Here is an 18211-nt window from a genome sequence, read left to right on the forward strand (position 1 = left end):
CGCAGTTCGCATTTTCAGAAACAGACTTTTACATGTCCTTAAAGTTTCCTGTGGTTTTGCCGAAAATAGCATCAGAAGGATCAGGGTATCCACTGGCGCTATGGCGCAACACAAGGGAACTATCGGGATGACAATCATTTCTGCGACAGGCAATCAGTCAGCCACTCCGCTGCTGGCCGCCACCAAAACCACGGCAACCGTGACCGCCGTCGCCAGCCAGCAAGCGGCGGCGACGCAGTCGACTTCCGTGACGATCGGGCAGGCGACCAGCAGCACGCCCGTTTACGCCATCACCAAACCGCCACTGGTGTGGGAAAATGCGTCCGCCGATCTTATCTCGTCGAAGCTGGCGGGTAACTTCAGTTCGGCAGGCAATGCAGCGCGTTTCGCCGGGCTGGGCGCGGCGCTGATGGCGCGGTTTGCCACGGAGGCAGGCAGTTATTCGCAATCGGTCTTAAAGCAGACGGCGGGTTCGGCTTCCGCCGTCAGCAGTGCGCAATCGCAACTTCATACCAAAGCGGATAACCAGATCACCCTGAGCGTGAAAACGGCCAGCGGCGCACTGGTGGATATCACCCTGGGCAGCGATGCCGACGGTCTGGGCGTGCAGGTGAGCGTCACCAAAGGCACGCTGACGGAGGCCGATCGCACTGCTCTGGCCGGTCTGGCCGACGGTTTTCAGAAAGCCATTGACGGGCTGACCGCGCAACCGCCGAAGCTGGATCTGAGCGGATTAACCCAATTCGATACGTCGGTCCTGTCTTCCGTTGATTTGCATGCCACGCTGGGCAAAATCACGACCCAAACGCTGGATTTCCACGCCGACGCCAGCACGCGTTCAGTGAAATCCACCGGCGAGCTCGGCACGGTGGATATCAGCGTGGACATGAGCAAACGTGCACTTCTCGGCACGGAGTCACAGCAGAAACAGGCGCTGAATCAGTATCTGAAACAGTTCAGCAGTGTGGGAGCGCGCGGCAATGCCGACGCCTCGCTGATGGACATGTTTAAAGACGCGTTTACGGCGCTCAACAGCAATTACGGCGAAACGGCGACAACGTACAAAAGCAGCGGTTCAGAACCGGTTTATTTCTCGCTGACCAAAACTGATAAGAACATGATGACCGGGCTGGCGGATTTCACCGCGTCAGTCACGCAGACGCCAACGCATAAAACCAATCCGATGAAGCTCAGCGAAGTGGATACGTTCTCCTACGAGGTTTCGCAGGCCAGCACAATCACAGGCGACAGCACGCAGAACCGCAATATCACGCAGAAGCAGCAGTCACATCTGGTCGCGAGCTTCCATCAGCCATTAACGCCGGGGCTTCAGCTGAACCTGACGACTGACAAAAATTCGCAAAATTATTTGTACTATCAGATTGATGATAAAGCCGAAAGTGAGACGTCGGTTCAGTACCACAAAGGGGCGCTGGTGAGTGCGTTTGTGGATCAGTCCGCCAGCACCTCAACGCATATTCAGAAGTATGTGAAAGGCTGGCTGGAATCCGACACGACGACGCCGGTGGAAACGTCAAAAACCACGGATTTGCTTGGCAAGCTGCAATCTGCGTGGCAAAACGATGCGCCGCGCATGTCGTTCCGGGATTATCTGGCGCACCAGTCGCTGCCGGATCTCAGCGGTCTGGTGTTGCTGGAATCTGACCCCGCGCAACTGAAAAATACCTCGGCCTGAATCGGGGTCACTAAAAGAGTAACAGCCGCGCATGAGGCTGTTATGCTTTCTGCTTACATCTCAAATTTCGTTCCCTGCACGGTGATTTCTGCAAATTGCAGATGGTGCATGAACTCGCGCAAAATCAGCAAAGTGGCCGCGAAATCATTGCCGTCCGGCAGCCCTTCAAAGTGCGCAGGGCGTCCGTTGATCACCAGCGCCAGCCGGTCAAATGTCCGTTCGACGGCGTCGAGCGACAGCGTCATCACCTCGTTTTCTGCCACACCGGCAATGCGTGCCAGCGCGCGGATATCGTTGTCTGTGCTGAACAGCGCCGCGCCGGCGGGAATGTCGTGCCGGATACGGATAATTTCATCTTCCACCACCATAATGGCGGTTTCCATTTCGTCCGGCGTTGGCGGCGTGTGGCGGAAATAGCCCACGGACGTCAGCTGCGAGCCCAGCGTCAGCGGCAACATCTTGTCTTCAGCCGTGGAATTTTTGACGATAATTTGCGTCTCTTCTTGGCCGATATGCAGTAATACAGCGGGTGTGGTCATCGGTTTCTCCCAATCGATAGCTTTCTAACATACTCCGCATTCATCCAGACGGTCTATCCCGTCAGTACACGACTGCGCCGCACAAACTCCTTCACCATCCAGTCGATAAATACCCGCACACGGGGCGATAGCTGGCGGTTACGGGGGTAAAGCAGCGCAACCGGCAACGCGCCGACCGGGTAATCCGCCAGAATCTGCACCAGCGTGCCCTGCGCCAGATCGTCGGTTAAACCGTAATGCGGCACCTGTATAATGCCCATTCCGCGCCGCGCCGCTTCTTTCATGCTTTCCGCACCGTTGACCGACAAACGGGTCGGCAAAATCACTTCCCGCGCTTTTCCGTTCTGATGAAAAACCAGTGGCAACAGCCCGCCGGTTGCACTTGAGCGGTAGCCAATCATCCGGTGGGTTGCGAGGTCATCCGGTGTTTCCGGCGTACCAAAATGCGCAAGATACGCCGGACTGGCGCAGGTGATTTCCGGCAGCGTTCCCAGCGGGCGCGCCACCATATCACTGTCTTTCAGTTCGCCCGCGCGGATCACGCAGTCGATACCTTCCCGGACCAGGTCTACGAACCGGTCGCCTTCACTCAGGTAAAATTCAATCTCAGGATACTGAGCCAGAAAATCCGGCAGACCGGGCAGAAGAAAATGCCTGGCCAGCGAACCGTGGACGTCCACCCGCAATAAACCTTTGGGCTGCGCACCGGCGAAATCCATCTCGGCATCTTCCACGTCGGCCAGAATGCGCAGACAACGCTGATAATATGCCTCGCCGTCCAGCGTCGGGCTGACATGGCGGGTGGTGCGTTGCAGCAAACGAACGTTCAGCCGCACTTCGAGCTGCTTAATGGCGTCGGTCACTGTCGAACGTTTCAGGTTCAGATCCTGCGCGGCCTGCGTAAAACTGCGCAGCTCCACCACGCGGGTAAACAGCCGCATACTGTCGAGTTTATCCATGATTGTTCGCTTTTACCGGATAGTGATAACGAATATCGGGTAATTATCCGGCAGCGTCAATCCACTACTCTTTGTCTGTCGCCACACTTCAACAGACCCAGAGGAAAACATTATGACTTCTCCCACTCAAAATCCGGCTCACAATAAAGTCGCGCTGATCACCGGCGCATCACGCGGTATCGGCGCGGCCATCGCTGAGCGTCTGGCGCTGGACGGTTTCACGGTCATCGTGAACTATTCACGCGGCGAGGCAGAAGCTGACGCGGTAGTAAGCAAAATCGAACAGGCAGGCGGAAAAGCCATCGCCGCGCAGGCAGATGTCAGTGATGCTGCTGCGGTCAGCCGTATGTTTGCCCGCGCACAGCAAGCCTTTGGCGGCGTGGATGTGCTGGTGAATAACGCCGGGATCATGACGCTTTCGGCTATCGCTGACACCGACGATGCTGCGTTTGACCGCCTGATCGACATCAACCTGAAAGGCACGTTCAACACCCTGCGCGAAGCGGCAAAACACCTGCATAACGGCGGACGCATTATCAATTTCTCCTCTACGGTGGTGGGTTTATATCAGCCAACCTACGGCGTTTACGCCGCGACCAAAGCCGCGGTGGAAGCGCTGAGCCGCGTACTGACCAAAGAAATGCGTGGCCGCCAAATCACCGTCAACACCGTCGCGCCGGGCCCGACGGCAACGGATTTATTCCTCAACGGTAAATCCGATCAGTTGATCGAAAACATTGCCAAAGCCGCCCCCTCGAACGCCTCGGCCAGCCGGAAGACATCGCATCCGTTGTGTCCTTCCTCGCGGGCCCCGACGGCGCATGGGTCAACGGCCAGACGCTGAAAGTGAACGGGGGATTATTTAGAGAGGCGGCTTTAAAGGCATCACTAAAACCGGAAGGCCGCTCGCAAAAGTCTGCATGGGGAATACGCCCGCAGACTTTTGGATGTATACTCTTTGTAGATACATACAGTGAGGTCATGAACATGCGGACTCAGGCGACATTACAGAAATGGGGTAACAGCATCGCGTTACGTCTTTCAGGAAATTTGAAGTCAATTCCACAATTTGAAGAAGGCGATGTCGTTGACATTGAGGTTTCTGAAGAAGGGCTGCAAATTCGAAAAGCCGAGAAGCAAAAGGTCACGGAGGCGAGCTTGTTATCAGGTTTGAGCGCGTATACTGCTCACGCGGACGAATTAGCTGAACCCACTGACAAGGAGCTTGATTATTAATGTATTTACCAAAGCGCGGGGATATTTGCTGGCTCGATTTTGAGCCTACCAAGGGAAAGGAAATTGGCAAATATCGCCCGGCGCTGATTTTGTCTCATGAAACATACAATCAGGTCACCGGGCTGGTGATTTGCATGCCTGTGAGCACCAGTGTCAGAGGTGCGCCAACTGAAGTGCCTGTGAATAATCTGAGCTCGCCGTGCGTGGTGGCGACAACGCTTATCCACACGATGGACTGGCGTCAGCGGCAGGCTAAATTCATCGCCGTTGCTGAAGAAGGTGTCTTTAACGATGTACTCGCCCGAATTATCCCGCTGATTGGCGGTGAAAGTTTACTGGCCTGAAGGTTGCCTTCCCGGCCAGCTTTCGGCTTCAATTCCCAGCGCCACGGCCTGCGGCTATCGCGCAAATGAAACAGGTGATGAGCCGGATCCTCAGGCAGTTCGACGGGCTGGCGTCTTAGCCGGTTAACGCCGCTTTCCGGCGAAAAATCTCCCGCCACGACGGGCGGAAAAACATCACCAGATTGCCCATAAGAATCAGTGCCAGCCCGATAACGGCGTTGGTATGCCACTGATAACTTTCACAGAACGTGGAAACCGTCAGTGCGACCAGCGGAAACAACAGCGTGCTGTAAGCCGCCTGACTCGCGCCGATGCGTCCGACCAGCGTGAAATACATGCCAAAGGCCAGCACCGAGCCAAACACCGATAGGTAAACCAGCGAGCCGATGTATTGCGGTCGCAGGTCGAGGGCGAAGGACGCGCCCTGAACCAGACTCAGCGCGCCCATCACTGCCGTACCGTAAAACATCGCGTAGGTATTGGTGGACAGCACGTCCAGACCGTGGCGCTGATGGCGCGAGCTGATCATATTGCCGAGCGAGAAGCCGTAAGTACCGAGCAGGCTGAGGCCGATGCCTTTAAGTAATTCCGGTGCGATATGGGCGGCGCTCAGGTCGTGCCAGAACAGGGTCACTATGCCCGCCAGTCCGAGGAGGGATGCGGGCATGACCGCCGGTGCCAGTTTCTGGCGGAAAAACAGCATCCCGTTAAAGGCGTTAAACAGTACCGCCATTGAGAAAATCACTGATTCCAGCCCGCTGGTTATGTACGCCGCCGCATGATAGAAACAGTAAAAGTTGAAGCAAAAAACGCAGCAACCCTGCACCATGCAAAACAGATGATCTTTCAGTGCCAGACGGCGCAAACGGCGGGCGGCCAGCAGCGCTACCAGCATAATCACGGCGGAAAGCAGGAAGCGGTAAAAAATCGAAACGGTTACCGGCACGTCGCCCTGTTGCAGATAAATCGCAAACCAGGTGGTGCCCCAGATCATAATCACCGAGATATACAAAAACACATTCATGGACTTCTCTCACGCAAAGTATTGATTGAACGTAAGTCTGCCGGAATAAGGCGCAACGGGATTTCAGCGGATTGCGGTGAGTTGCATATTCTTGCGCATTTTTTGCGGTTCAGTGGCAGCAAAATCTGGCTCAACCGGTGCCTGAAAACGTAAACTGAATCTCCTCTTTCCTCCACACGGTGCTCATCATGGCGAAGGTTTATCAGGCTTTCGAAACGCTGCGTAAGCACAAAGCGGTTCTGCACGACAGTGTGGCGCTGGGCTCCGGCATTCAGCTGGCGGCCTGGTCGAACAAAAATGACATCGTGACGCAGGAAAGTCCGGACCACCATACGCTGAGTCTTTACGTCGCCGACGGGTATGAGTGTTATCACAAAACCCGCGGCGGCTGGCGTAATGGCGGCGGGCCGGATCGTTTTTGCCTGATGCCAAAAGACAGCATGTCGAGCTGGGATGTGCGCGACGATTTATCGTTTGTGCATCTGTATTGTTCTGACGATCATCTGCGGCATCTGGTGGAACAGACGTGGGATCGCAGCCCGGCGTCGATTCTGGTGGAAGAACGCACCTTTGAGGAAGATCCGCAGATTACGCTCTTGTATCGCCACTTTTTGCTCAGCAGCCAGTGGCAGGAAAACAGCAATCAGCTGATGCTGAGCAGCGCAGCAAATCTGCTGATGGCGCATCTGGTCAAAAATTACACGCAGTTGCAGTGGGCGCTGCCGGTGGTGCGCGGCGGGCTCGCGCCGTACATTCTCAACAGTGTAAAAGACTATATTCACGCGCATCTGGCCGAGCCGTTATTGCTGCCGGAACTGGCGCTGCTGGCGGAACTCAGCGAGTTTCATTTTGCCCGCATGTTTAAGCTCAGCATGGGCATGGCACCGCACCAGTATGTGATGAATGCGCGGCTGATTCAGGCAGAAAATCTGTTGAAGAACAGCACGCGGGATATCACTTCAATTGCTCTGGAATGCGGGTTCAGCTCCGCCAGCCATTTCAGTCACCGCTTTAAATCGGTGCGCGGCATAACGCCTTCGGCGCTGCGCAGCGGCATTATTGTGTGATTTTCTTTTCCGGCCCCAAACCCCGCTTTCCGACCGAACAATTCCAATGCTAAGTTAAAGGCCATCGGAACAAATCAGAAAAACTCCAGGGAAAACTATGCTGACTCAGGCACCCGTTCTTGAAACCGAACGTTTGATTTTGCGCGCCCATTGCGTGGATGATTTCGAAGATATCGTCGCGCAGTGGGCCGATCCGGCCGTCGTGAAATATATCGGCGGCACGCCGTCCACCCGCGAGGCCAGCTGGAGCCGGTTGCTGCGTTATCCCGGCCACTGGTCGATGCTCGGTTTTGGCTACTGGATTGTGTTTGAAAAACATGAAGGTGCCGAAGGGGCGTTTGTCGGGGAAATCGGCCTGGCCGATTATCAGCGTGAAACCACGCCTTCGCTGAACGGCATGGCGGAAATGGGCTGGGTAGTTTCGCCAAAATATCATGGCAAAGGCTATGCTTTTGAGGCCGCGCAGGCGGTGCTGAACTGGGCTGAAACCCGTCTTGATCGTCCGCTGTGCTGCATTATCGCACCGGAACATCAGGCCTCAATCCGGCTGGCGGAGAAGTGTGGTTTTGTTGCACAAACAGACACGACGTATCACGGTGAAAAAACGCGGATTTTTATCCGCCGTTAATCGGTTCCACATTTAGGGGAAGTCATGCTGAAGATTTTGGGTAAATCGCCGTCAATCAACGTGCGTAAAGTCTTGTGGACCTGCCACGAGCTGGGGCTGGATTTTGAGCAGGAGCAGTTTGGCGCGGGATTTCAGTCCACGCAGACACCGGAATTTAAGGCGCTGAACCCGAATGCGATGGTGCCGGTGGTGCTCGACGACGAGTTTGTTTTGTGGGAATCCAACGTGATTTGCCGTTATCTGGTTGCCAGAGAAGGGCGCGAGGATTTGCTTTCTTCTGACCCGAAACGTCGTGCGCTGACGGAACAGTGGATGGACTGGCAGGCGGGCGAACTGAATAATTCATGGCGTTATGCGTTTATGGCGCTGGCGCGCAACAGCGCGCAGCATCAGGATCAGGCGCTGATTGATGCCAGTGTCAGCGAATGGAACCGCCACATGCAGATGTTTGAAGCGCAATTACAGCACAGCGGCGATTACGTGCTGGGCGATAATTTTACGCTGGCAGATATTCCGCTCGGGCTGGCGGTAAACCGCTGGTCAATGACACCGATGTCGCGCCCGGCATTGCCTGCGGTATCCGCCTATTATGACCGGTTAAACCAGCGTGAAGGCTTCCGGCTTTATGGGCGAAACGGCCTGGTCTGAGCCGCCGTGCCGTAAAAAAACGACGCCGCAATGTCCTTTGCGGCGTCGTGGTATTCTAAACCGTCCTCTTTGTCTTTCAGGCAGCGATAAAAAACAGAGGGTCGTTTGATGACTCAAACAGACGCATCGGTTTATTTAAAGTCCACTCTCATCAGTTCAGTTATTGTCTGACCGCGAGTAGACGAAACACATTTATCAATATAACTTTTGAATGCAGCGGGTTTAGGAATACCCATATTCAGCAAGCGTGAGTTATCAAATTTCACATTTAATTGTGCAAAGCCGCCATAAAGCTTTATTGCACGCAGAATGATTTTATCATTACACGGGCCGAGCACGTCTTTAAATTGTTTGCGGATGCCGGTAAATTCCTGATAACTGATCTGCTGATATTCACTGATAATACGTGACGTATTATTGGCTTTTGCAACAGACGTATCTATTTCATGGAATGGCGTACACATTTCTTCACCGGAAGAAATATGATAGAAACTGTGGCTGAGTTCAGCTGCAAGGCACAGTTTAACCAGTACCATGGCACAATAATCGACCGGAATGACATCCACCTGATCGTCGAGCGTGCAGGTAAATTTCTTCAGTTTAATCGCCATCATGAAGACCCAGAATATGCTGCTCGACGGCTGGCAGCCATACTGCGTGTGGCCCACAATGATTGACGGACGGGCGACCACAAACGGCAGATTCGGGCATTCGCTGCGCACCAGATTTTCGATGGCGCGCTTGGACGCCGTGTACTGCACCAGGTCTTCGTTGTGCTCGTTGTCTGGCATGCCTTCATAAAACACGCTGTCTTTATCCGGCATTGACGCCATCGCGGTGCCGACGTGGACAAACCGCTGTAAGCCCTGGACCTCTGCCATACGTTTGGCAAAAATCAGCGAGCCTTCAACATTGACACGCCACATAGCCGGGTTATTGCCAAATGAAGCAATCGCGGCGCAGTTAATAACATGCGTGACAGTATCTAAACGCGGGTCTTGAATAAATTTTTCGGGTTCGGCAAGATCGCCGGTTAATATAGATTGCTCGCTAATAGTCGCAAGCAGTTCGTCTGATAATCCGAATTTTTTCAAATTGTCGATAATTCTGGCGAGTCCCGTCGCATTATTGTCAGCCCTGACTAAAAGTAATAATTGGTTTTTAGAACTTAATTGCTGACGGAGAATATATTCAACGACAGCTCCGCCGACGAAACCAGTAGCGCCTGTAATTAAAATAGTGTTCATAATGATGACCTGCAACGGGAAATTAACGGCACAGTATCACCCTTATTCTAAACGGAACGTATACCAGATTTTGCCGCAAGTAAACACAACCTCAACAGCACGAAAAGCTTAAAAAAGGGAAAAGGTTCCGTTGTCATGAAAATTAAATAATCGGGTACCATTACTTACAACAGGAAATAATTATCAGGTGTGAATAAAATAATTAAGTCAAATTAAAGCGGGGCGCTAACGGGATATCAGCGGGCACCGGACAACATTTTCATCGCAGAATGGCAAGAACCTGCGTGCAGAAAGTATCCACTCAACCGCCACTACGTTAGACTGTAGGCTTGAGTATAGTGAAAAAGAAGGATTAAGAAAGGATGACGCGAACGGCGTGTCTGGTGTGTAATGCAGGGAATATTGCGCAGGTCATTCCCTCATGCGCTGAAATGAGGTACAAGGCTGCATGAAAATCCCAAATAGAATCCAACCTCTGGTGGATGACGGCCTGATAGACGATGTGGTCCGTCGTTTGAAAAGTGGCAAAGAAGCCGACGTTTACACCGTTTTATGCGGTGAAGAGATCCGTTGCGCAAAAGTTTATAAAGAAGCAACGCAGCGTAGCTTCAAGCAAGCCGTGCAATATCAGGAGGGCCGCAAAGTCCGTAATACCCGCAACGCGCGTGCGATGCAAAAAGGGTCAAAGTTCGGACGTAAGCAGCAGGAAGAGTCCTGGCAAACGGCTGAAGTGGATGCGTTGTTCCGTCTGGCGAACGCCGGGGTGCGCGTGCCGCAACCGTACATTTGTCTGGATGGCGTGCTGCTGATGGAGCTGATCACGGACGCTGACGGCGTGGTTGCGCCGCGTCTGAGCGACGTCATTCTGACCGAAGAAGAAGCCGTGGCGGATTTCGAAACCATGATCCGCAATATCGTGCGCATGTTGTGCGCGGGGATTGTTCACGGGGATTTGTCAGAATTTAACGTGCTGATGGATGCCGACGGGCCGGTGATAATTGACCTGCCGCAGGCCGTGGACGCCGCCGCGAACAATCATGCCGAATCGATGTTTGAACGCGATGTGAATAACATGACCGAATATTATGGTCAGTTCGCACCGCAGTTGCTGGAAACGCGTTATGCGAAAGAAATCTGGGCGCTATACGAGGACGGTAAACTGACCCCGGAAACGCCTCTGACCGGCCTGTTTGCCGAAGATACGCATAAAGCCGATGTGGATTCCCTGCTCGATGAAATCATCGCCGCTGAAGATGAGTATTATGACCGTCAGCGCGCAATGAAAGAGCGTGATTTAGACCACTAACCCGACGACTATTCCTGCATCACCGAGTGTTTCCCACAGAAACCGGCATTCTGCAAAATATGCTGGCCGGTCTCTGCAAGAATAAATTCTGCCAGCGGTTTGGCTTTTTCCGTACACGTCGCGAGTGCATACCTGGCTCGCACGTTGTAATCGGCCGGAATGTTGTAAACCTCCAGCGCATCGTTTTCCCGCAGCGAAGCCGCGTAACTGGTGTAGCCGATAAACACGTCGGCTTGCCCGCTGCCAATCAGCCATTCTGCTGCCAGTTTCCCTTCCGGGATTTTTGCCGATTTCTCACCACCGACCAGACGCAGCGCTTTATTGCGCAAGGCTTCGCCCGCGCCCGGATGACGCCGTTCAATCAGCTCAAACATCTGCCAGGTGTAATCGCCGGAAGGATCGCTTTGCGGTGTTGATGTCGCCAGGCGAAAACGCGGATCCAGTAAAACACTCAACCAGTTGAGCTTGTCCAGCGCCGGCCCTTTGCGCGCCGTCACGCACAGACTGTTTCCGCAGAAGGCTTCGACCTCCAGCGCCTTGCCGTGCTGCTGCAACGCCAGCGGATGCGCGGTGTTGGCCGAAGCGAATAAGTCGGTTTTTTCCCCCTGTTCAATTCTGTCGCGCAGCAGCCCGGCGGGGCCGAATTCCGTCACAACCTTGCTGCCGGTCTTTTGCTGGAAAGCCTCACACAACGGTGCCCATGCGCGGCGCAGACTGCCTGCAGCCAGCACTTTGATTGAGTTTGTCATCAGATCTCCTTGTCACATTACCCCAAAAAAGTACGGCACCGGGACGAGGTTATTTTCCCGCGTGCGCCGCTTCGGCGGCAGGTTTGAAGTCTGTCCGGTAGAAGCGCTGATAATAAGCGTTAGCCTGTTTTTGCATATCGATGTCGGCGAATTTTTGCGGATACAGTTTTTTCGCCATCCACAATTCACCGATCGCCAGCGCTTCGGGCATCGGGTAGCCCCACGCTTTGGCGTATTCCGGCATCAGATAAACGCGATGATTTTTGACCGCATCAATGCTCTGCCATTTCGGATCGTTGCTGATCTGACTGACAACTTCCGGATACCTGTCCTGCACAAAGATCACCTGCGGGTTCCAGACGATCACCTGCTCAAGTGATACCTGCTTGTAGCCTTTCACGGTCGCCGCGGCGACGTTAAACGCACCGGCATGGGACATCATCAGCCCGGTATATTTGCCGGAACCGTAAGTGGTCAGGTCAGGGTTAGCCATGTAAGTGCGAATGCGCTGGTCAGCCGGGATCGTTTTTAGCCGCGTGCCGGTTAACTGGCGCTGAGCAAAAGTATAGTCGATCAATGACTGCGCCTGTTTCTGACGGTTGACCACTTCCCCGATCAGCTGGATCCCTTTTTTCAATCCTTCGCTATACGCCCGATCTTCATCCGGCAGCACCGGATTCATCTTATGTTCTTCCCCTTTCGGATCATCACGCAAAGAAACGGCGACCACCGCGATACCGGTCTGGCTGATCTGGTCGATCATTTCCTGCGGCGCATAGTTGGTGACGAACACCACCTGCGGATGCAGGGCGACCACGCTTTCAAGATTCACGCTGGTTAAATCGCCCACCACCGGCGTTTTTTCCAGAGACGGCGCGAGACGTACATACCCGCTGCCCAGCTGTTGCTGCCAGTTATTGAGCACGCCGACGATATCTTTTGTAGCATCAAGCTGGACCAGAAGATTCAGCGTCTGGTGCTGCAGCACGACAACGCGATCAACCTGATCGGGGATCGTCACCTGACGCCCGAGCTGGTCGGTGATCTGGCGTGAAGCCAGGGCAGATTGCGATGAAAAGCTCAGGACAAGGCCGGGCAGTAAAGCGAATGGCAGTAATTTGGAAGTGAATGCGCGCACGTATGAATTCCTCTGTTTTCGTTGTGCAGAGGATTATATAGCGTTAGTCAGAGACTGAATATGACCGGAGACAAAGCCGCTTTCAGAAACGGCTTTATCTGTTTTATGGCGCTATTTACGTCCGTCGAGCAGCATACGCACCGCCAGCCCGCCAAGCACTGCGCCCATAAACCAGCGCTGAAGCACCATCCACAACGGGCGGCCAGCCAGAAACAGGGCGATATTTCCCGCCGAGAGCGCGATCAGGGCGTTGAAGGTAAAGCTGACGATGATTTGCGTGATGCCCAGCACCAGAGATTGCATGAGGACGTGACCTTGCTCAGGAACGATGAATTGCGGTAATAACGTCAGGTACAACACTGCGGCTTTCGGATTCAGTAAATTTGTCACCAGCCCCATGGTAAACAGTTTTCTGTTGCTGTCGCGCGGCAAATCTCTGACCTGAAACGGCGAGCGTCCGCCGGGTTTCACCGCCTGCCACGCCATATAGAGCAAGTACGCTGCGCCGCCGATCCGCAGGGCGTCATAGGCAAACGGCACCGCCATCAGCAGCGCGGTAATGCCGAGCGCGGCAAACAACATGTAAAACAGAAAACCCAGCACCACGCCGCCGAGGGAAATCAGCCCGGCTTTCGGCCCCTGGCACAGCGAGCGCGAAATCAGGTAAATCATATTCGGGCCGGGTGTTAACACCAGACCAATACAAATCAGTAAAAAGGGGATCCAATGGGCGGCATCTGGCATGGTTTTCTCCGGCTTCACGCTGAAAAGTTAAGCACACAGATATAGAAGATTTTGCGTTGTTTTGGCAAGCGGCCAGTTGTCATTTTTTATTCATCAAATCCGGTGCATTCTATGACCGCGTATTTTTTCTTCAGACTGAAAAATCAGGATTTATGATGACTCACACTACGATGTCCGCAAAGCTGGCGTTAGCCAGTCAGATTGCGGCTCAGGCGGCAGAACTGGCGATAGGTTTTTTCAACCGCCGGGACAGTATCGAAGTCAGCAGTAAACGGACGCAGGATTTTGTTTCGGAAGCCGATGTGGCGGTTGAACAGTTTATCCGCGCGCAGCTGGCACAGCATTTTCCGCAGGATGCGATTATCGGCGAAGAGCTGGGCGGCACGCTTACGGATGCGGCCTGCTGGGTGATTGATCCGATCGACGGTACGTCGAATTTCCTGCGCGGTTCGCCGCTGTGGGGCGTTTCGCTCGGACTGGTCGAACAGAAAAAACCGGTGATCGGCGTGGTTGCGTTGCCGGTGCTGAACGAACTTTTTGCCGCAGAATCCGGAAAGGGCATTTTCCATAACGGTAAACCTTTCTGCCGCGACGACCGTTTTGGCGATGTCCAGATTGTGTCGCTGGGGGACAGTTCGGACGACAAGCTGGATGAGGCGTCGGCATTTTATCAGGGGCTGCGCGCGGCAGAATGGTCGGTGCATTGTTACCGCTGTACGACTGTCGGCATGGTGTTTGCCGCCAAAGGGATTATCGACGGCCATCTGCAACGGCGTACCACGTTGTGGGATATCGCCGGAGGCGCGGTGTTATGTCAGGAAGCCGGGCTGGAAACCGTGGTGAAATTCACGCAATTGCCGGACGGCACCGAGAATTATCGCCACATGTCCGTAGCCACCGTAACGGCCCATCTGCTGTCCGTGGTTCAGCCGTTATGGCCGGATTTTGCACCCCAATAACCTTCTGGCGTTATTCTCAGCATAAACGAGCGTAACGCCAAAAATGCCAGCCACATCAAGTTTTCATCCCCCGCAGGTAACACGAAAAATTCGTTCAGTAACGCCCGAATTACATTTTGAAAGTCAGTGTTTAACAAAGTGAAATATAGTTTCATTTATCCTAAAGTTCTTCCTCCGGTTGCCGTTATCACAGTTTCAAGTCACTGACTTAACGAAGTGTCCGGATGAAAAAAATAACCAATCTCTCTGTACTGACGCGCTTACTGGGTGCTTTCGCGCTCGTTCTGGGTCTGATGCTGATCCTCGCAGCGATGTCTGCCTGGCTGCTCAACGGCAGCAATCAGCAAATTGAAAGTTACCGCGCCTACCGGCTGCCCGGCGTTCAGTATCCGTTAGTCATGCGCGGGACGCTGGCCGAATTGCGGCTGCAACAGGTGCAGTACATCGCCTCGCCACAGGGGGCGTCGCGCGACGGCCACCGGGGCGAAATCTTGCAGGCCGTGGCGAATTTTAAAGCCGCCGAAAATGCCTACCACAAACTGGACAGCGGCGGCAGTAAATCCGCGCTGTTTACGCAAATCGTGAATAACTTTGAGCAGTTCTCGCTGGCTAACGACGCCGTCATTGCCGCCGTTGAGCGCAACGACATTGCGCAGGCGACACAAATCAGCGGCGACAACTCACGCAAATACCGCACACAGCTGATGGCCGATCTGGCGACGCTGGTCAGCGACGAGCTGGCAAACAGTGAAAAGGCCGCCGCGCAGGCCCGCAGCCGTTATCACAATGCCAGCATGATGTTCCTGGCGCTGGTGGGCTTCACCTTTCTTGTCTCGCTGGCGATGGCGTTACTGCTGGCGCGCAATCTGGTGAAACAGCTGGGTGGCGAACCGGCGTATGCGGCGTCGATCATGCGTGAAATCGCCGCCGGAAATCTGGCGGCGAAAATTGCGCTCAAACCGGGCGATACCGGCAGCCTGCTGGCCTCGCTGGAAGGGATGAATCAGCAGCTCAACAAAACCATTCATCAGATTATGGAAGGCAGCGAGTCCATCAATCACGCCGCCAGCGAAATCGAACAAGGCAATATCGATTTGTCGCAGCGCACGGAAGAACAGGCGGCATCGCTGGTGCAGACCAGTTCAAACATGCAAAACCTGACAACGACCGTCAGCCAGAATGCCGAAAATGCCCGTGAAGCCAGCGCGCTGGCGCATGAAACGTCGAAAACAGCCTCACAGGGCGGCGCGATTGTGACCGGAATGCAGGCGCATATGCGCGACGTTTCCGGCAGTTCCCGCGAGATCATCAACATTATCAGCGTGATTGAGGGCATTGCGTTTCAGACCAACTTACTGGCGCTGAATGCGGCCGTGGAAGCCGCCCGCGCGGGAACGCAAGGGAAAGGATTTGCCGTGGTCGCCAGCGAAGTCCGCGTTCTGGCGCAAAAAAGCGGGCAGGCGGCGAAAGAAATTAAAGACCTGATCCAGGGGACGGTCAGCAAAATCGCTGAGGGGTCACAGCAGGCGGATCGTGCCAGTAAAGCGATGCAGGATATCGTCAGTTCAGTGAATAAAGTCGCCGGGATCGTCAGTGAAATTTCGACCGCGAGTTCGGAACAGCACACGGGGATTCACGAAGTCGGGATTGCGGTTGATCAGATGGACAGGGTGACGCAGCAGAATGCGGCGCTGGTTGAACAGGCCGCCGCTGCGGCGCAATCCCTGACGGAACAGAGCATCGAGTTGCGCAATGCCGTGCGGTTTTTCCGCACGGCGGCAGTTCAAAGCTGAACGTCAGGGCTGCACAGCGTCAGATTTTATCGATGATTTTGACCTGAGCCTCCCAGTCAGAATCGGGATGTTGGGCAATCTGTTGCGGCGTCATCGGACGCCCCAGCAGATAGCCCTGTAACGTGTCGCAGCCCAGTTGCGTCAGGAAATCCTGCTGCTGGATGGTTTCCACGCCTTCGGCCACCACTTTCAGATTCAGCGTCTGCCCCAGCGCAATGATCGCCGAAACAATGCTGGCATCTTCACTTCCCGCAATCAGATCGTTAATAAACGCGCCGTCGATTTTCAGCTCGCTGGCGGGCAGGCGTTTCAGATACAGCAGGCTGGAATAGCCGGTACCGAAATCATCAATAGACGCCTTAACGCCGTATTGCGTCAGGCGTTCGAGAATTTCCACGCTGACATCCGGGTTGCGCATCGCCGTGGTTTCCGTCACTTCCAGCGTCAGCATTTCCGCCGGGATCTGATGACGTTCGATGGTGTCTATCACCATTTCCACCAGATTGGCCTGCTCAAACTGCAGGGTGGAAAGGTTAACGGCAACGCTCCAGTGAATGTGTCCGGCAAGATGCCATTCGCGCAATTGCCGGCACGCTTCGTTCAGCACCCATTCACCTATCGGAATGATCAGACCGGTTTTTTCCGCCAGTGGCAGGAAGACGTCCGGGCTAAGGGTGATGCCGTTGCGCTCCCAGCGCAGCAGCGCTTCGAATCCGCTGACCGGCCCGTAAGGCGCAATAAATTTGGGCTGGTAATGCAAACGCAGCTCGTGGTGTTCAATCGCCAGACGCAAATCATTGAGCATCTGCAACTGATTTTGCGCGTTGGCGTTCATCGACGGCTGGAAGAAACTGTGCCCGTTGCGGCCGGAGTTTTTGGTGTGATACATCGCCGCATCCGCATTGAGGATGAGCTCGCGTTCGTTTTCGCCGTCACCCGGATAGACGGCAATGCCAATACTGGCGGACACCAGCAGTTCGTAGCGGGAAACGTAAAACGGACGCGCAATCAGATGCACCAGCCGGTCAGCCAGTTGCGAAGCATCGGCCGGTTCTGTTATTTCCATCAGCAGTACAAATTCATCACCCCCCAGACGCGCCAGCGTATCTGTTGCACGGAGCTGAGATTGCAAACGTTCTGTCACCGAGATCAGCAACTGATCGCCGATATGGTGGCCGAACGCGTCATTCACCGCTTTAAAACCGTCGAGATCGAGAAACAGCACGGCAAACTGAGATTCACCGCGCGACGCTTTCTGGAAGGCTTGCCCGAGGCGATCTTCCAGCAGCAGGCGGTTCGGCAAACGGGTGAGATTATCGTGCAGCGCCAGTTGCGTCAGCTCGCGGTTGGCTTTCGCCAGCGACGACGCCAGAATGGACGTGCGCGCCTGCATACGGCCATCGAGAACTGAAATAATGAGCGTGATCGCCAGAATCGCCAGCGTCACCACGATCACCAGCAGCGCCAGCCAGTTGTTATCCACACCGCTGAACGCCGCCATACTGTGGCTGTCCATCGGGAATTTCGCCGCCGCCATGCCGATGTAATGCATACCGACAATCGCCGTGCCCATTACCACTGCGGCGCTGACGCGTAACAGCCGGACGTTGGGGGATTGCTGGCGCAGATGGAACGCCATCCACAAGGCGGCGCCCGAGGCGACGATCGCCACGATAACGGACAGTGCCACCCACCAGTAATCATAAATAATCGTCGGCATCATCAGCATCGCGGCCATGCCGGTGTAATGCATCGCGGCAATTCCGCCGCCCATCAGCAACGCGCCGGCCAGCAAACGTCTCGCCGGTAAATGCGGCAGGCAGACCAGCCACAGCGCAAAGGCCGACGAGATAATAGCGATCACCATAGAAAGCAACGTGATGAACGGGTCGTAACCCATTGGCATTGCAGAATTAAAGGCCAGCATGCCGATAAAATGCATGGACCAAATCCCGATGCCCATGGCAATGGCACCCCCACTTAACCAGAGACGGGAAGCCTTTCCCTCTGTTGTGGCAACGCGGCCAGCCATATCAAGCGCGGTATAAGAGGCAAGCATTGCAACAATGAACGAAAACATTACAAGCACATTGTTGTAATTACTGGAAAACATGTCAGGCTCCACGCAAGCAGG

General features: G+C 54.5%; 17 protein-coding genes and 1 pseudogene. 10 read left to right on the forward strand and 8 right to left on the reverse strand.

Annotation, left to right across the window (positions count from 1 at the left end; translation table 11 throughout):
* Nucleotides 1–127 precede the first annotated feature (127 nt).
* A complete protein-coding gene (locus ACM5QY_RS06290; protein ID WP_416119742.1) occupies nucleotides 128–1696 on the forward strand; it encodes a hypothetical protein in 1569 nt (522 codons plus the stop codon).
* A gap of 53 nt (nucleotides 1697–1749) precedes the next feature.
* Here ACM5QY_RS06290 and ACM5QY_RS06295 read toward each other — a convergent pair whose 3' ends face one another.
* Together ACM5QY_RS06295 and ACM5QY_RS06300 are read right to left on the reverse strand one after the other, a co-directional pair.
* Nucleotides 1750–2235, reverse strand: coding sequence for a hypothetical protein (locus ACM5QY_RS06295; protein WP_416119744.1), 486 nt, complete (start codon nucleotides 2233–2235; stop codon nucleotides 1750–1752).
* Nucleotides 2236–2288: 53 nt separating this feature from the next.
* Nucleotides 2289–3194, reverse strand: a complete 906-nt coding sequence (locus tag ACM5QY_RS06300) for a LysR family transcriptional regulator (protein ID WP_416119746.1) — start codon at nucleotides 3192–3194, stop codon at nucleotides 2289–2291.
* 112 nt (nucleotides 3195–3306) lie between these two features.
* On the opposite strand from ACM5QY_RS06300, the pseudogene ACM5QY_RS06305 reads away from it, so the two are divergent.
* From ACM5QY_RS06305 to ACM5QY_RS06315, 3 genes and pseudogenes are all read left to right on the forward strand, one after another.
* Nucleotides 3307–3995: pseudogene (locus ACM5QY_RS06305) on the forward strand (SDR family NAD(P)-dependent oxidoreductase); the annotation flags it as partial.
* Nucleotides 3996–4181: 186 nt separating this feature from the next.
* On the forward strand, nucleotides 4182–4430 hold the full coding sequence (locus tag ACM5QY_RS06310) for an AbrB/MazE/SpoVT family DNA-binding domain-containing protein (protein ID WP_195825261.1): 249 nt from the start codon (nucleotides 4182–4184) through the stop codon (nucleotides 4428–4430).
* Nucleotides 4430–4774, forward strand: a complete 345-nt coding sequence (locus tag ACM5QY_RS06315; RefSeq protein WP_416119748.1) for a type II toxin-antitoxin system PemK/MazF family toxin — start codon at nucleotides 4430–4432, stop codon at nucleotides 4772–4774. The genes ACM5QY_RS06310 and ACM5QY_RS06315 overlap by 1 nt, the downstream gene beginning before the upstream one ends.
* 115 nt (nucleotides 4775–4889) lie before the next feature.
* On the opposite strand, the gene ACM5QY_RS06320 is transcribed toward ACM5QY_RS06315, so the two are convergent.
* Nucleotides 4890–5798: a DMT family transporter gene (locus ACM5QY_RS06320; protein ID WP_416119750.1), complete on the reverse strand. Its 909-nt coding sequence runs from the start codon at nucleotides 5796–5798 to the stop codon at nucleotides 4890–4892.
* Between the two features lie 188 nt (nucleotides 5799–5986).
* Here ACM5QY_RS06320 and ACM5QY_RS06325 point away from each other — a divergent pair, with 188 nt between their 5' ends.
* The 3 genes from ACM5QY_RS06325 (at nucleotide 5987) to ACM5QY_RS06335 (ending at nucleotide 8141) form a co-directional block, all read left to right on the forward strand.
* Nucleotides 5987–6865, forward strand: a complete 879-nt coding sequence (locus ACM5QY_RS06325) for an AraC family transcriptional regulator (RefSeq protein WP_416119752.1) — start codon at nucleotides 5987–5989, stop codon at nucleotides 6863–6865.
* A 97-nt stretch (nucleotides 6866–6962) separates the two neighbouring features.
* The gene (locus ACM5QY_RS06330) at nucleotides 6963–7493 is read left to right on the forward strand and encodes a GNAT family N-acetyltransferase (RefSeq protein WP_416119754.1); all 531 of its coding nucleotides are present in this window, start codon (nucleotides 6963–6965) and stop codon (nucleotides 7491–7493) included.
* Between the two features lie 24 nt (nucleotides 7494–7517).
* Complete coding sequence (locus tag ACM5QY_RS06335; RefSeq protein ID WP_416119755.1) at nucleotides 7518–8141, forward strand: glutathione S-transferase family protein; 624 nt, start codon at nucleotides 7518–7520, stop codon at nucleotides 8139–8141.
* Between the two features lie 131 nt (nucleotides 8142–8272).
* Here the strand turns inward: ACM5QY_RS06335 and ACM5QY_RS06340 are convergent, their stop codons facing one another.
* Nucleotides 8273–9388, reverse strand: a complete 1116-nt coding sequence (locus tag ACM5QY_RS06340; RefSeq protein ID WP_416119757.1) for an SDR family oxidoreductase — start codon at nucleotides 9386–9388, stop codon at nucleotides 8273–8275.
* Nucleotides 9389–9836: 448 nt separating this feature from the next.
* Here ACM5QY_RS06340 and ACM5QY_RS06345 point away from each other — a divergent pair, with 448 nt between their 5' ends.
* Nucleotides 9837–10694 carry a PA4780 family RIO1-like protein kinase gene (locus ACM5QY_RS06345; protein WP_104924203.1) on the forward strand — a complete coding sequence of 286 codons (858 nt, stop codon included), beginning with the start codon at nucleotides 9837–9839 and terminating at the stop codon, nucleotides 10692–10694.
* An 8-nt stretch (nucleotides 10695–10702) separates the two neighbouring features.
* Here the strand turns inward: ACM5QY_RS06345 and ACM5QY_RS06350 are convergent, their stop codons facing one another.
* The 3 genes from ACM5QY_RS06350 to ACM5QY_RS06360 all read right to left on the reverse strand — a co-directional run bounded on the left by ACM5QY_RS06350 (nucleotide 10703) and on the right by ACM5QY_RS06360 (nucleotide 13325).
* Nucleotides 10703–11443, reverse strand: a complete 741-nt coding sequence (locus ACM5QY_RS06350) for a molybdate ABC transporter substrate-binding protein (protein ID WP_416119758.1) — start codon at nucleotides 11441–11443, stop codon at nucleotides 10703–10705.
* Nucleotides 11444–11492: 49 nt separating this feature from the next.
* Nucleotides 11493–12581 (reverse strand): ABC transporter substrate-binding protein, encoded by a 1089-nt coding sequence (locus ACM5QY_RS06355; protein ID WP_416119759.1) that lies wholly within the window; start codon nucleotides 12579–12581, stop codon nucleotides 11493–11495.
* Nucleotides 12582–12692: 111 nt separating this feature from the next.
* Nucleotides 12693–13325: a LysE family translocator gene (locus ACM5QY_RS06360; protein ID WP_416119760.1), complete on the reverse strand. Its 633-nt coding sequence runs from the start codon at nucleotides 13323–13325 to the stop codon at nucleotides 12693–12695.
* 152 nt (nucleotides 13326–13477) lie between these two features.
* Between ACM5QY_RS06360 and ACM5QY_RS06365 the strand changes: the two genes are divergently transcribed.
* Both ACM5QY_RS06365 and ACM5QY_RS06370 read left to right on the forward strand, forming a co-directional pair.
* On the forward strand, nucleotides 13478–14284 hold the full coding sequence (locus tag ACM5QY_RS06365) for an inositol monophosphatase family protein (protein WP_416119762.1): 807 nt from the start codon (nucleotides 13478–13480) through the stop codon (nucleotides 14282–14284).
* Nucleotides 14285–14508: 224 nt separating this feature from the next.
* Nucleotides 14509–16077, forward strand: coding sequence for a methyl-accepting chemotaxis protein (locus ACM5QY_RS06370; protein WP_416119763.1), 1569 nt, complete (start codon nucleotides 14509–14511; stop codon nucleotides 16075–16077).
* Nucleotides 16078–16096: 19 nt separating this feature from the next.
* Here the strand turns inward: ACM5QY_RS06370 and ACM5QY_RS06375 are convergent, their stop codons facing one another.
* The gene (locus tag ACM5QY_RS06375; protein WP_416119765.1) at nucleotides 16097–18190 is read right to left on the reverse strand and encodes a putative bifunctional diguanylate cyclase/phosphodiesterase; all 2094 of its coding nucleotides are present in this window, start codon (nucleotides 18188–18190) and stop codon (nucleotides 16097–16099) included.
* Between the last annotated feature and the right edge of the window lie 21 nt (nucleotides 18191–18211).

The organism is Rahnella sp. PCH160 (assembly GCF_047784855.1).
GTDB lineage: Bacteria > Pseudomonadota > Gammaproteobacteria > Enterobacterales > Enterobacteriaceae > Rahnella.

Bases quoted from the DNA above. Each gene is read 5' to 3' on its own strand.
- ACM5QY_RS06290 (WP_416119742.1), top strand. From the start codon at position 128: ATGACAATCATTTCTGCGACAGGCAATCAGTCAGCCACTCCGCTGCTG.
- ACM5QY_RS06295 (WP_416119744.1), bottom strand. From the start codon at position 2,235: ATGACCACACCCGCTGTATTACTGCATATCGGCCAAGAAGAGACGCAA.
- ACM5QY_RS06300 (WP_416119746.1), bottom strand. From the start codon at position 3,194: ATGGATAAACTCGACAGTATGCGGCTGTTTACCCGCGTGGTGGAGCTG.
- ACM5QY_RS06310 (WP_195825261.1), top strand. From the start codon at position 4,182: ATGCGGACTCAGGCGACATTACAGAAATGGGGTAACAGCATCGCGTTA.
- ACM5QY_RS06315 (WP_416119748.1), top strand. From the start codon at position 4,430: ATGTATTTACCAAAGCGCGGGGATATTTGCTGGCTCGATTTTGAGCCT.
- ACM5QY_RS06320 (WP_416119750.1), bottom strand. From the start codon at position 5,798: ATGAATGTGTTTTTGTATATCTCGGTGATTATGATCTGGGGCACCACC.
- ACM5QY_RS06325 (WP_416119752.1), top strand. From the start codon at position 5,987: ATGGCGAAGGTTTATCAGGCTTTCGAAACGCTGCGTAAGCACAAAGCG.
- ACM5QY_RS06330 (WP_416119754.1), top strand. From the start codon at position 6,963: ATGCTGACTCAGGCACCCGTTCTTGAAACCGAACGTTTGATTTTGCGC.
- ACM5QY_RS06335 (WP_416119755.1), top strand. From the start codon at position 7,518: ATGCTGAAGATTTTGGGTAAATCGCCGTCAATCAACGTGCGTAAAGTC.
- ACM5QY_RS06340 (WP_416119757.1), bottom strand. From the start codon at position 9,388: ATGAACACTATTTTAATTACAGGCGCTACTGGTTTCGTCGGCGGAGCT.
- ACM5QY_RS06345 (WP_104924203.1), top strand. From the start codon at position 9,837: ATGAAAATCCCAAATAGAATCCAACCTCTGGTGGATGACGGCCTGATA.
- ACM5QY_RS06350 (WP_416119758.1), bottom strand. From the start codon at position 11,443: ATGACAAACTCAATCAAAGTGCTGGCTGCAGGCAGTCTGCGCCGCGCA.
- ACM5QY_RS06360 (WP_416119760.1), bottom strand. From the start codon at position 13,325: ATGCCAGATGCCGCCCATTGGATCCCCTTTTTACTGATTTGTATTGGT.
- ACM5QY_RS06365 (WP_416119762.1), top strand. From the start codon at position 13,478: ATGATGACTCACACTACGATGTCCGCAAAGCTGGCGTTAGCCAGTCAG.
- ACM5QY_RS06370 (WP_416119763.1), top strand. From the start codon at position 14,509: ATGAAAAAAATAACCAATCTCTCTGTACTGACGCGCTTACTGGGTGCT.
- ACM5QY_RS06375 (WP_416119765.1), bottom strand. From the start codon at position 18,190: ATGTTTTCCAGTAATTACAACAATGTGCTTGTAATGTTTTCGTTCATT.